Origin of the sequence: Streptomyces hesseae, assembly GCF_031845785.1 — a bacterium.
GTDB lineage: Bacteria > Actinomycetota > Actinomycetes > Streptomycetales > Streptomycetaceae > Streptomyces > Streptomyces hesseae.
In genome coordinates, this window is record NZ_JAVRFI010000022.1 from 1 (window position 1) to 12,114 (window position 12,114).

General features: G+C 72.4%; 11 protein-coding genes and 1 pseudogene. 5 read left to right on the top strand and 7 right to left on the bottom strand.

What is annotated here, in order from left to right; all coding sequences use genetic code 11:
* Window positions 1–144: 144 nt before the first annotated feature.
* Window positions 145–309, bottom strand: a pseudogene (locus RM609_RS26660) (IS5/IS1182 family transposase); the annotation flags it as partial.
* A gap of 56 nt (window positions 310–365) precedes the next feature.
* Between RM609_RS26660 and RM609_RS26665 the strand changes: the two are divergent.
* Both RM609_RS26665 and dhaK read left to right on the top strand, forming a co-directional pair.
* A complete protein-coding gene (locus RM609_RS26665; RefSeq protein WP_438828543.1) occupies window positions 366–668 on the top strand; it encodes a MarR family winged helix-turn-helix transcriptional regulator in 303 nt (100 codons plus the stop codon).
* Window positions 669–1,129: 461 nt separating this feature from the next.
* Window positions 1,130–2,122, top strand: coding sequence for a dihydroxyacetone kinase subunit DhaK (dhaK, locus tag RM609_RS26670; protein ID WP_311614121.1), 993 nt, complete (start codon window positions 1,130–1,132; stop codon window positions 2,120–2,122).
* Window positions 2,123–2,150: 28 nt separating this feature from the next.
* Here dhaK and RM609_RS26675 read toward each other — a convergent pair whose 3' ends face one another.
* The 5 genes from RM609_RS26675 to RM609_RS26695 form a co-directional block, all read right to left on the bottom strand.
* Window positions 2,151–3,554, bottom strand: a complete 1,404-nt coding sequence (locus RM609_RS26675; protein ID WP_311614122.1) for an NADP-dependent succinic semialdehyde dehydrogenase — start codon at window positions 3,552–3,554, stop codon at window positions 2,151–2,153.
* A 156-nt stretch (window positions 3,555–3,710) separates the two neighbouring features.
* The gene (locus RM609_RS26680; RefSeq protein ID WP_311614123.1) at window positions 3,711–5,207 is read right to left on the bottom strand and encodes an MFS transporter; all 1,497 of its coding nucleotides are present in this window, start codon (window positions 5,205–5,207) and stop codon (window positions 3,711–3,713) included.
* Window positions 5,208–5,725: 518 nt separating this feature from the next.
* A complete protein-coding gene (locus tag RM609_RS26685) occupies window positions 5,726–6,217 on the bottom strand; it encodes an NUDIX hydrolase (protein WP_311614124.1) in 492 nt (163 codons plus the stop codon).
* Window positions 6,218–6,352: 135 nt separating this feature from the next.
* Window positions 6,353–6,967, bottom strand: coding sequence for a hypothetical protein (locus RM609_RS26690; RefSeq protein ID WP_311614125.1), 615 nt, complete (start codon window positions 6,965–6,967; stop codon window positions 6,353–6,355).
* 78 nt (window positions 6,968–7,045) lie between these two features.
* Window positions 7,046–7,843 carry a glutamate racemase gene (locus tag RM609_RS26695; protein WP_311614126.1) on the bottom strand — a complete coding sequence of 266 codons (798 nt, stop codon included), beginning with the start codon at window positions 7,841–7,843 and terminating at the stop codon, window positions 7,046–7,048.
* 59 nt (window positions 7,844–7,902) lie between these two features.
* Here RM609_RS26695 and RM609_RS26700 point away from each other — a divergent pair, with 59 nt between their 5' ends.
* Window positions 7,903–9,072, top strand: a complete 1,170-nt coding sequence (locus RM609_RS26700; RefSeq protein WP_311614127.1) for a glycosyltransferase — start codon at window positions 7,903–7,905, stop codon at window positions 9,070–9,072.
* A 45-nt stretch (window positions 9,073–9,117) separates the two neighbouring features.
* On the opposite strand, the gene RM609_RS26705 is transcribed toward RM609_RS26700, so the two are convergent.
* Window positions 9,118–10,395 carry a TerD family protein gene (locus tag RM609_RS26705; protein WP_311614128.1) on the bottom strand — a complete coding sequence of 426 codons (1,278 nt, stop codon included), beginning with the start codon at window positions 10,393–10,395 and terminating at the stop codon, window positions 9,118–9,120.
* Window positions 10,396–10,562: 167 nt separating this feature from the next.
* Between RM609_RS26705 and RM609_RS26710 the strand changes: the two genes are divergently transcribed.
* On the top strand, window positions 10,563–11,108 hold the full coding sequence (locus RM609_RS26710; protein WP_311614129.1) for a DUF6643 family protein: 546 nt from the start codon (window positions 10,563–10,565) through the stop codon (window positions 11,106–11,108).
* Window positions 11,109–11,174: 66 nt separating this feature from the next.
* Window positions 11,175–12,011, top strand: a complete 837-nt coding sequence (locus RM609_RS26715) for an MOSC domain-containing protein (RefSeq protein ID WP_311614130.1) — start codon at window positions 11,175–11,177, stop codon at window positions 12,009–12,011.
* The last annotated feature ends 103 nt before the right edge of the window (window positions 12,012–12,114 follow it).

The window sequence follows — 12,114 nt, forward strand, 5'->3', positions numbered from 1 at the left end:
ACACGTCAACCGGATCAAGATGCTCAAGCGTCAGATGTTCGGCCGCGCTGGCTTCCATCTCCTCCGCAAACGAGTTCTATTGGCGTGACGGAGAGTGGTCGCGTCACAGAAGTTGAGCCAGAACCGGCACTCGTGAACAAAGCCGAACCCGTCTTCGTAGCGGGAGAACGTCTTGTGGACGTGGCGGGCATCGGGATCGACGGTGGAGACCATCCGGTCATAGGCGGTGCGGCGGGCGATGCGCCACCGCCCGTCGGTACCGTCAAAATCGTCAGCGGGTTCGACGTCCTGCCCGGCCACCAGGGCCATGGCATCCCTCGCAGTTCGAGTTCCTGCGCTTCCTGCGCGACCACCCCGGGTCCCGAGTGGCGAACCTCGCCGCCGAGTTCGCCACCGGGATCGGCGCAACCAGCAAGGGCGTCGACCGCCTGAAGAAGCAGGCATGGGTCGTACGGCGAACCAACCCATCGGATCGCCGCTCATCACTGCTGGACCTGACCGACGACGGCCTGAAACTCGTCGAGGCCACGGAGGCGACCTTCGCCGAAACGCTGGCCGAGCTGACCGCAGACGTCCTCGACGGCCCCTCGGGACTCGCCGCTGCACAGGCCCTTTCTGCGCTGCGTTCCGCGCTCGAACACGACCGGATCGGCCTGCCCACAGGCTGACCGTGCGATCAGCGCCCCGAAGGGGCGCGGGGAACTGCGCGACCGGCCACGGACGGCCCGCAGCCGCCGGACCGCATGTCCGGCGGACACGAGGCGGCTTCCGTTCGTCAGCCGCATTGGCGTTGCCACCCTGACCGGCCGCAGCACAGCTGCCAAAGCGTTCTCCACGCGATGTGTTTCCACCCTTGAGGCACACCACGACAGATCGCGTCACAGCTAGAACATCACTTAACACTCCCCCATTCAGCGCACCGACCTCAGTACCCTAGAGTCGTCACGCTGAGTAGCCGCCACCCAAAGCTGATACAACGTCAGCAAAGTCAGCATTAGGTCAGCATCAGTACCGCCACAGACCGCGACCGACCGCCAGAGACCGCCAAGGTCAAGACTTGCCTTCCCTGCCGCTGACCTGCGGAAATACAGGTCAGCGACCTAACCGACCGTCGCTGAAGGAGCCCCCCGTGAAAATGCTCATCAACGTCCCCGAGACCGTGGTCGCCGACGCGCTGCGCGGTATGGCCGCCGTGCATCCCGAGCTGACGGTCGACGTCGAGCGGCGGGTCGTCGTGCGGCGGGACGCGCCTGTCGCGGGGAAGGTGGGGCTGGTCTCCGGTGGGGGGTCCGGGCATGAGCCGTTGCATGCCGGGTTCGTGGGGGCGGGGATGCTCGACGCGGCGTGTCCCGGGGAGGTGTTCACCTCGCCCGTGCCCGATCAGATGGTGCGGGCGGCCGCGGCCGTGGACAGCGGCGCGGGTGTGCTGTTCATCGTGAAGAACTACACGGGCGACGTGCTCAACTTCAACATGGCCGCCGAGCTCGCCGAGGACGAGGGCATCCAGGTCGCCAGCGTGCTGGTGAACGACGACGTCGCCGTGACGGACAGCCTCTACACCGCCGGGCGGCGCGGCACCGGCGCCACGCTGTTCGTGGAGAAGATCGCGGGCGCGGCGGCGGAGCAGGGCGCCCCGCTGGAGCGGGTGGAGGCGATCGCGCGCCGGGTGAACGAGGCGTCGCGGAGCTTCGGGGTCGCCCTCACGGCCTGTGCCACCCCGGCCAAGGGCGGGCCGACCTTCGATCTGCCCGAGGGGGAGCTGGAGCTGGGCGTGGGCATCCACGGCGAGCCGGGGCGGGAGCGGCGGGCGATGATGACGTCCGGTGAGATCGCGGACTTCGCGGTGGACGCGGTGCTGGAGGACCTCCGTCCGGGCGGCCCGGTGCTGGTCCTGGTGAACGGCGCGGGCGGCACCCCGCTGCTGGAGCTCTACGGGTTCTCCGCCGAGGTCCACCGGGTGCTGCGCGAGCGCGGGGTGCCGGTCGCGCGGACGCTTGTCGGGAACTATGTGACGTCGCTGGACATGGCCGGCGCGTCGGTGACGCTGTGCCAGGTCGACGACGAGCTGCTGCGGTTGTACGACGCCCCCGTACGGACGCCCGCGCTGCGCTGGGGGATGTGAGCGGGGGGAATGGGATCAGCGGCCCTCGTCACGCGCCCGGTTCGGCCCCGTACCAGACGGTCGTGACGTTGCAGAACTCGCGGATCCCGTGCCCCGACAGCTCCCTCCCGTAGCCCGAGCGCTTCACGCCGCCGAAGGGCAGGGCGGGGTGGGAGGCGGTCATGCCGTTGAAGAAGACGCCACCGGCCTCCATGTCCCGGACGAACCGCCGCTGTTCCTCCTCGTCGCGCGTCCAGACGTTGGAACTCAGCCCGAAGGGGCTGTCGTTGGCCACGGCGATCGCCTCGTCGACGCCGTCCACGCGGTACAGCGTGGCCACCGGGCCGAAGGCCTCCTCGCGGTGGACGCGCATCTCGGGGGTGATCCCGGCGAGGACGGTCGGCTCGTAGTACCAGCCGCGCTCGTGCCCGGGCGGCCTGCGCCCGCCGCACAGGGCCGTGGCGCCGCGCCGCAGCGCGTCGTCGACGAGCTCCTCCAGGTCGGCGCGGCCCCGCTCGGTGGCGAGGGGGCCGACGTCGGTGGAGCCGTCCATGGGGTCGCCGACGGTGAGGCCGTCCATCAGGGCGGTGAAGCGCTCGGCGAAGGCGTCGTAGACGTCGGTGTGGACGATGAAGCGCTTGGCGGCGATGCAGGACTGGCCGTTGTTCTGGACGCGGGCGGTCACGGCCGTCCGTACGGCACGGGCGAGGTCGGCGGACGGGAGGACGATGTACGGGTCGCTGCCGCCGAGCTCCAGGACGGTCTTCTTGACCTCGTCCCCGGCGACGGCGGCCACCGCGCGGCCGGCCGGTTCGCTGCCGGTGAGGGTCGCGGCGGCGACCCTGGGGTCGCGCAGGACGGCTTCGACGGCGCCCGAGCCGATCAGCAGGGTCTGGAAGCACCCCTCGGGGAATCCGGCGCGCAGGAAGAGGTCCTCCAGGTAGAGGGCGGTCTGCGGCACGTTCGAGGCGTGTTTGAGCAGCCCGACGTTGCCCGCCATCAGGGCGGGGGCGGCGAACCGGACGACCTGCCAGAGCGGGAAGTTCCACGGCATGACCGCGAGGATCACGCCGAGCGGGCGGTAGTGGACGCGGGCGGTGGACGCCCCGGCGTCGCGCGCCTCGGCCTCGGGCGGCACCTCATCGGCCAGCAGGGCCTCGGCGTGCCCGGCGTACCAGCGCATCGCCTTCGCGCACTTCGCGGCCTCCGCGCGGGCGGCGGCCAGCGGTTTGCCCATCTCGGTCGTCATGGTGCGGGCGATGTCGTCGCGGTCGTCGTCGAGGAGCTCGGCGGCGTGCCGCAGCAGCCGGGACCGTTCGGCGAAATCGGTCGTGCGGTGGTGGCGGAAGGCCGCGTCGGCCGTGGCCAGGCGTCGTTCGACGTCCTCGGGGCCCAGCTCGGCGAAGGTCTTGAGGGTCTCGCCGGTCGCGGGGTTCACCGTTGCGATGGGCATGCCTCGACTCTGCGGCGCTCCGCCCGGCCGCGCAAGGCGTACACGCGCCAGGCGGGGAGCCGAGCCCCGTTCGGAGGCGGGGTCGCCATACGGCACGCACAGGTGAGGGCGGTGTGGCGGAACGTTCCGCCACACCGCCCTCACCCTGCTCTCCCGCTATCTCGGCGGCTGGTCGGTGGCCTCGTCGGTGGCTCTGGCCGGGCCTGGCAGCCGGGCCGGGTCGTGCTGCCGGATGGCGTCGAGGGCCTCGTTCGCCGGGGCCGGGGTCTCCCGGCCGGGTACGGGGGTGTTGGTGGCCTGTGAACCGGAGGGCACCACGGGTACGACGGGCGCAGCCGCCCGTTTGACGACGGTCTTGCCCACGACCGGCTTGCCCACGACCGGCCCCTCCACCACCGGCGCTCCGGACGGCACCGGGAGTCCCGGCAGCATGCCGCCGCGCTGGAGCAGGGCCACCGAGGCCGCCGAGGCCATCCCGAAGGCGAGGCAGACCAGCCAGGGCAGCCACCACAGGCCGGTGCGCCCGCCGAAGTCCATGGCCCGGCCGACCACGGCGTTGCCCGCGGTGGCCGCGAGACCCGAGAAGACGTAGAAGAGCCCGAAGTACGTACCGGTCAGACTCTCCCGCCCGAACATCGGCACCATCTCCAGCACGGTCGGGTGGGCGACCATGATGCCGAAGAAGAGCAGCACCGAGCCCGCCACCATCACCGTCATCCGCGCCACCGCCTCGCTCGTGCCGGCCGGGGCCTCGCCACCGCAGACGAGCAGCGGGGGCACGAAGCTGAGGCCCATCACGACCAGGCCGGAGCTGATCCAGCGGGTGCCGCCGCCGTTGCGCTGGAGCGCTCTGGTGATCCGCAGCTGGAACAGCATGTTGGCGAGGGCGCCGGCGGCCAGCAGCACTCCGGCCGAGCCCTTCCAGCCCGAGGCGCTCAGCGCCCCTTCGGGCAGGAGGAGGTAGAGCTGGTTCTCCATCGTGAACATGCCGATGGTGGAGAAGGAGAACAGCAGGAACCGGCGGTTGCAGAAGGCCTCGCGCCAGTCGCCGAGGACGGAGGCGGAGGGCCCGCGGGGCGGCTCCCCCTTTGTGGGCAGGACCAGCGCCTGGGCGACCGTCAGCACCCCGAAGATCGTCGCCGCCACCACGGCGCACAGCCGGAAGTCGGTCAGGAACAACACGCTCCCGAGCAGCAGTCCCATCAGTGAACCGATGGTGGCGTAGACGTTGAGGAGAGCGAACGACTCGGCCTTGCGGTCGCCCGACTCGAAGGCGACGTAGGTGCGGACGGCCGGGTAGAACAGTGCGGCCGCCAGCCCGGTGAGCACCGAGGCGCCGAGCAGCAGCGGCAGCGAGCCCCCGAAGGCGAAGAGGGCGAAGCCCACGGTACGCAGGGCACAGCCGGTGATGATCACCACGCGTGGCCCCAGCCGGTCGGTGGCGGAGCCACCGAGGATGAACAGGCCCTGCTGGCTGAGATTCCGCGCCCCGAGCACCAGCCCGATGAGCGCGGCCGACATTCCCAGGCCCTGCTCCAGATATGCCGCGAGAAACGGCATCAGGAGGTAGAAGCCAATGTCGATCCCAAACTGATTGAGCAATAGCAATCGCAATGCGAGTGGGAACTCGCGCGTCGCCCGAATGTTTCTCATGCGCGTTCCTGAATCCAGCCCGGGCAGGCTGAAGCACCCTGAACCAAAGGTGCGCCTTGCTCCGGGGGTTTGACTGTGCGTCAAGCGGCAGGGACGGCGGCCAGGGGGCTGCCCTTGGACTTCTTCCTGATCAGAAGCCTGTTCAAGGGCCAGAGCGCCCCGGCGTCCAGATCGTCGGCTCGCTTTCCCGTTCACAGGAACGGTCGCACTCGCTGACGGTGAGAGGGCGGTCGATCATATGCTTTTGCGATGCATCCTCACTGACCCCCGACTGCTCTCGGAAGAATGAGCAGAGGACACATTAGCAAAGCAACCTCTTTCCCAACAGTGCGCGCGTACAGCCTTGGACGGCATCGGGATCAAAGGATCTGTAGCGAATTTGCTGTCCCGGCTTTTTCTTCGAGCGCTGGAACGAGGGTGCTGACGAACTGACCTACGATCACACCGGGCCGCGCCCCGGAGCGCACGCCGGGGCCACCTCTGCCTGACAACGCATCAGGACGCTGAGTGACGAGGCGTCAGCCCTCGCCCAACTCCCCGCCGGACCCCGCGAACCACGTCGGCGCGTCCATCGCGGCCTGCTTGATCCGCGCCACCGCGAACGACTCCATCGGCGGCAGCGCGTCCACCGCGAACCAGCCGACCTCCAGCGACTCGTCGTCGTTGACGCGCGCCTCCCCGCCCACCGCGCGGGCCAGGAAGCAGGTGTCCATGAACTGGCAGACGTCCCCATTGGGATAGACGACCCGCTGCAGGGCCTCGACCAGAAGCACCCGCTCCGGCACACACCGGACCGAGGTCTCCTCGAACACCTCTCGCACGATCGCCGCGGCGGGCTGCTCACCCGGCTCGGGAATCCCCCCGATGATCGACCACTCCCCGGTGTCGGAACGCAGCCCGAGCAGCACACGGCCCTCCTCGTCGAGGACGACCGCGCTCACTCCGGGCATCCAGAGCAGCTTGTCGCCGATGAGGGTCCGGAGGTCGCGGATGAAGTCGGGGATCGCCATGCGCCGAGGCTAACCAACGGGACCCGGACGGAGCGCATCCACCCCACGGACGTACCCACAGGGCGCATTCACCCCGCGGACGTACACACGAGGGGCGCCCGGAATCGTCCGCGCGCCGGGCCACGCCGCGCCGGGTCACGCGTGCGCGGAGCGACCGCCGCCCAGCATCCGGAGCCGGTCGCGGATCACGCGCACGGCGGCCTCGGCGTCGTCCACGGTCACCGTGTACATACGACCGTCCCCGAGCCGGACCACAAAGCCCTCGCCCCGCCGGACGACCACACCCGTGCCCTTCTCCGGGCGCCAGCGATAGCCCCAGCCGCCCCACTGGCGCGGTGTGACGCGGGGGTCGAAGTCCGCGCCGACCACATGGGTCAGCGGAATGCGGGTGCGCGGTACGCCGATGTGACCGCAGCGGATCTCCAGGGTGTCCTTGTCGACCCGCACGGCCACATGCACGAAGGCGATGGTGCCGTACAGCATCAGCAGGCCCGCCGCCACACAGCCGACGACGGCCATCACCAGGGGGGCGAGCCCGGACGTCCACGCGCTGTCGACGGCCAGGTCGACGCCGAGCGCCACGCACGCAGCGCCGACGGCGGCCAGCAGCCACTGGACGCGGTTGGTCGCGCGCCCCGTCCAGACGGCGGGCGTCGCGGGACCGGGCTGCCCGGGCGCTTCCGGCCGCTCGTCGCCACCGGGGTGCGACGCGCTCCCCGGCTCCCGCGGGTCCTCGGAGTGGTCCCTCATACCGGGCAGCCTACTCACGTTCCGCCACGGCGGCAGGGGTGCGCGCGGACGCGACGCGAACGGTGCGTAACGGACGGGTCAGGAGCGCGCGGCGCTCACGGGGCCGAGCGCGCGGCCCTCGGCGTAGCTCAGCGAGGCCGCTCCCAGCTCCCCCTCGCGGCCGGTGAGCAGCACGGTCAGCCCGCCCGTGGGCGCGGCGTCGGGGTCGGGCGCGGTGCCGGCGCGGCGCAGCGCCTGGGCGGCGACGGCCATGGCGGAGCCGTACAGCTCCACCGGCTCCGCGCCGGGCTCCTGGATCTCGGCGACGGCGGCGCGGATGCGCTCGGCGACCAGTTCGTAGTGGGTGCAGCCCAGGACGAGGCGGCGCACGTCGGCGGGCGTGTTGGCGGCCGCGGCGCGCACCGCGGCGGCGATGGCGTCCGCGTCGGCGTGCTCCACGGCGTCGGCGAGGCCGGGGCAGGGCACCTCGGTGACCTCGACGCCGGCGGCGAAGTCACGGATCAGCCCGCGCTGGTAGGGGCTGCCGGTGGTGGCGGGGGTGGCCCAGATGGCGACGGGGCCGCCGTCGGCCGCGGCGGGCTTGATCGCGGGGACGGTCCCGATGACGGGAAGGCCGGGCTCCAGCTCGGCGCGTATGGCCTCCAGCGCGTGGACCGAGGCGGTGTTGCAGGCGACGATCAGCGCGTCGGGGCGCTGCGCGGCGGCCGCGCGGGCGCAGGCCAGGGCGTGCCGGGTGAGGTCCTCGGGGGTCCGGGGGCCCCACGGCATGCTGGCGGGGTCGGAGGAGATGACCAGATCGGCGTCGGGACGCAGCCGGCGCACGGCGGCGGCCGCTGCCAGCAGGCCGTTTCCGGAGTCGATGAGCGCGATCTTCACCCGGTCACTTTAATCGATGTGCCCGGCGGGCCCGGCCCCGCTGCGGCAGACTGCGGCGGGTGAGCGCGCTGACGTGGATCGCGACGGGTTCCCTGGCCGCGTGGGGCTGGCTGCTGCTGGGGCAGGGTTTCTTCTGGCGTACGGACGTCGGGCTGCCGCCCCGGACCCCGCCCGCGGACTGGCCCGCCGTCGCGGTCGTCGTGCCCGCCCGGGACGAGGCGGAGGTGCTGCCCATGAGCCTGCCGTCCCTGCTCGCGCAGGACTATCCGGGCCCGCTGGAGATCTTCCTCGTCGACGACGGGAGCGCCGACGGCACGGGCGAGCTGGCCAGGGCCCTGGCCGGGGAGCACGGCGGGCCGCCGCTGACCGTGGCCTCGCCCGGGGAGCCCGCCCCCGGCTGGACCGGGAAGCTGTGGGCCGTGCGGCACGGCATGGCACTCGCCCTGGACCGTACCGACGCCGAGTACCTGCTGCTCACGGACGCGGACATCGCCCACGGCCCGGACAGCCTGCGGGAGCTGGTGGCGGCGGCCCGGTCCGGGGGGCTGGACCTGGTGTCGCAGATGGCCCGGCTGCGGGTCACCACCTTCTGGGAGCGGATGATCGTCCCGGCCTTCGTGTACTTCTTCGCCCAGCTGTACCCCTTCCGCCGGGTCAACCGCCCCGGCGGGCGGACGGCCGCGGCGGCCGGCGGCTGTGTGCTGCTGCGCCGCGATGCCGCGCTGCGGGCCGGGGTGCCGGAGAGCATCCGGCAGGCGGTGATCGACGACGTGTCGCTGGCGCGGGCGGTGCGGCGCTCGGGCGGCCGGATCTGGCTGGGGCTGGCGGACCGGGTCGAGAGCGTCCGGCCGTATCCGGGGCTGGGGCCGCTGTGGCGGATGGTCTCGCGCAGCGCCTACGCCCAGCTGCTCCACAACCCGCTGCTGCTGGCGGCCACGGTCGCCGGGCTGGCGGTGGTGTACCTCGCGCCGCCGGTGGCCGTCGTGGCGGGCGCGCTGACCGGCTCCGTCGTACCGCTGGTATGCGGGGGCCTGGCGTGGGCGGTGATGGCGGGGACGTACGCGCCGATGCTGCGCTACTACCGGCAGCCGCTGTGGCTCGCCCCGCTGCTGCCGGTCACGGGGCTGCTGTACCTGCTGATGACCGTGGACTCGGCGGTCCAGCACCACCGGGGCCGGGGCGCGGCCTGGAAGGGGCGGACATACGCCCGCCCGGAGGCCGCGCCCTGACCGCCGCGTGCTTCGCGACCCGGGGCCCGCTCGGGCGCCCCCGGGTCATTTGCGGCCGGGAGTCCAGTTCAGGCCCCAGTCGTAGGCGCGGTCCAGGGTCCGCTGGGGGCTGACGCCGCGGTCGGGCACGAGATAGCGGGCCTCGCGCTGGACGACGAGCTCGCCGCCGCTGTTGGTGATCAGGGCGAGGGCGCAGACGTTGGAGGCGACGACGCACTCGTCGAGCGAGAAGTCGACCGGCGCCCCGTGCTGCGGCTGGAGGGTGACGGTGGCATGGAGGCCGGCGAAGCTCGTGGCGCCCTCGTAGATCGTGACGAAGACGAGGATGCGCCGGAAGGCGGCCGCCTGGTCGAGGTTGACGGTCAGGTTCTCCCCCGATTCCACCGCCCCGGTCCGGTCGTCGCCGTCGAGGTGGATGTACGGGGGCCGGTGCAGCGAGCCGAAGGAGTTGCCGAGGGCCTGCACCACGCCCTTGGTGCCGTCGGTGAGCTCGAAGAGGGCACCGAGGTCGAGGTCGATCCCGGGCTGGAACGCCATGCCCAGCCGTCGTCCCCAGGTCCTGGGCTGTTGTCGCGTCGTCCAGTTGAGATTGACCCGCAGCGCGCCGGACGTGCCGCCCTGCTTGGCGAGGGAGACCCTCGGGGCCTCCTTGGTGAGCGTGACCTTGGTCAGCCGCACGGGCCGGTCGGGCGCCGGCGCGGTCACGGGGGCCGGTGCGGGAGGCGGTACGGGCGCGGCGGAAGGAACGGGCGCAGGAGCCGGGGCCGGCGGGGCCGGTGGCACCGGGGCGGCGGCCGATGGCCGGTCGACGGTGATGCCGTAGTCCGTCGCCAGGCCCTCCAGGCCGCTGCTGTAGCCCTGCCCCACCGCGCGGAACTTCCACTCCCCCTGCCGCCGGTAGAGCTCGCCCAGCACGAAGGCGGTCTCGACGGTCGCGTCCCGGCTCTCGAAGCGCGCCAGCTCCGTACCGGCCGCCGCGTCCAGGACGCGGATGCCCAGCCCCGGTACCTGCCCGAAGGCGCCGCCGTCGGCGGAGGCGGCGAGCACGACCGATTCGACGGCGGGCTCCAGGGCGGCGAGATCGACGGTGAGGGTGTCGCTCACCGACCCGTCCGCGGCGCGCTTGCCGTCGTGCCGCACGGCGCCCGAGGGATGGACCGGCTGGTTGTAGAAGACGAGGTCCGCGTCCGACCGGACCCGGCCCGCCGAGAGCAGCAGCGCCGACGCGTCGGCGTCGGGCACTCCCGGGCCCGTACGCCAGCGCAGCTCGATCCGTACCACCTGCGAAGGTATCCGGACATTGGCGCCTTTGAGCATTTCCATCCTCAACCCCTCCGAAATCACCCGGCTCTTTACACGATCCCAACGTACCTTGACGACCGATTTCCCCAGGTTCGATGGGATTGGTAAAGCGCCGCCTCTCCGGGCACCGCAAACAACCCCAGTACCCGTCTCCCCAACCAGCACAGCATGGGCTTAACTTATGGGCTATGACCTCCCCCCGCAGCACCTACGGCGGCGGCTACTACGCCTCGTCGTCGTTCCCGGACACCCCCATCTACGACAGCCTCGTCGCCGAGCGGGGCACCCCGCAGATCGCGCCGATCCGGGTGTCCTCCCCGTACGACTTCGGTGGCGCGCCGGCCCCCGCCCCGGCGCAGAGGAACCTTCCCGCGCTGCCGGCCCTGCCCTCCGGGCCCTCCTCCCACCAGGGCCCGCCGGCCGGCTACGCCGCGCCCGCCCCGCAGTACGGCGGCCAGCCCATGGGCATGGGCCAGCCCGTCGCCGCGCAGGCCCAGGGCCCCGGCCCCGGCCTCCAGCAGACGCCCGCGCCGTACATCCCGCAGCAGGCCGCCACGCCGCCCGCCGGCTACGCGGGCCAGGCGCCGCAGCCGGCGCAGCAGCGCCAGGGCGCCGCGTCCATGAGCCCGGCCGGGTTCGACGCGATGCGCCCCGTGGCGCCCCGCCCGGCGCAGGCGCAGTACGAGGACCCGTACGGCGGCGGCCGCCCGTACCCGGAGCAGCGGGGCTACTGACCCGCGCTCCGGGCGCCGGTCCGCCGGGGGCGGCCAACTGTCATATCCGGCTGGCAAGATGGACGCATGTCCACTTCTGTGCTGTCCTCGGTTCATTTCTACCCGGTGAAGTCGATGGCGGGGTGCGCTCCCGGCGAAGCGGCCGTGGAGCCTTGGGGGCTCGCCGGGGACCGCAGATGGCTCGTGGTGGATCCGGACCACCGGATGATCACCCAACGGCAGGAGCCGCGGCTCGCGTTGGCCGCGGCCGAGCCGCTGCCGGGCGGCGGGGTGCGGCTGACCGCCCCCGGCGCCGAGCCCCTGGAGGTGGCCGTGCCCGTCCCGGCCGAGGGGCCGGGCGGCACGGTCGTCGCGGAGATCTTCCGGGACAAGGTGGAGGCGGTGCCCGCGGGCGGGGTCGCCGAGGCCTGGCTGACGGCGTTCCTGGGCACCGGCGCCCGGCTCGTGCACATGGACGACCCGGCCCGGCGCCGCCCGATCGACCCGGACTACGCGCGGCCGGGCGAGACGGTCAGCTTCGCCGACGGCTATCCGCTGCTGGTCACCACGACCGCCTCGCTGCGGGAGCTCAACTCCCTCATCGCCCGGGGCGACCGCGCCGCCGAGGGGCCGCTCCCCATGAACCGCTTCCGCCCCAACGTGGTCGTCGACGGCACCGCGGCCTGGGCCGAGGACGAGTGGCGCCGGGTGCGCATCGGCGAGGTGACCTTCCGCGCGGTCAAGCCGAGCGCCCGCTGCGTCGTGACCACCACCGACCAGCGGACGGCCGAGCGCGGCAAGGAGCCCCTGCGCAGCCTGGCCCGGCACCACCGCGTCGGCGGCAAGGCCGTGTTCGGCAAGAATCTGATACCCGAGCACACCGGGACCATCCGGGTCGGCGATCCGGTCGAGATCCTCGACTGAGCCCTTCTCGTCCCGTCCGGTCCGGCTTGTCCCGGCCGGTCCGACTCGCCCGCGCTATCCATCCTGTCCGGCTCGTCCTTCGTCGTCCCGTCTTCCGTCAACG

Bases quoted from the DNA above. Each gene is read 5' to 3' on its own strand.
- RM609_RS26675 (WP_311614122.1), bottom strand. From the start codon at position 3,554: ATGCCCATCGCAACGGTGAACCCCGCGACCGGCGAGACCCTCAAGACC.
- RM609_RS26680 (WP_311614123.1), bottom strand. From the start codon at position 5,207: ATGAGAAACATTCGGGCGACGCGCGAGTTCCCACTCGCATTGCGATTG.
- RM609_RS26685 (WP_311614124.1), bottom strand. From the start codon at position 6,217: ATGGCGATCCCCGACTTCATCCGCGACCTCCGGACCCTCATCGGCGAC.
- RM609_RS26690 (WP_311614125.1), bottom strand. From the start codon at position 6,967: ATGAGGGACCACTCCGAGGACCCGCGGGAGCCGGGGAGCGCGTCGCAC.
- RM609_RS26705 (WP_311614128.1), bottom strand. From the start codon at position 10,395: ATGGAAATGCTCAAAGGCGCCAATGTCCGGATACCTTCGCAGGTGGTA.
- RM609_RS26710 (WP_311614129.1), top strand. From the start codon at position 10,563: ATGACCTCCCCCCGCAGCACCTACGGCGGCGGCTACTACGCCTCGTCG.
- RM609_RS26715 (WP_311614130.1), top strand. From the start codon at position 11,175: ATGTCCACTTCTGTGCTGTCCTCGGTTCATTTCTACCCGGTGAAGTCG.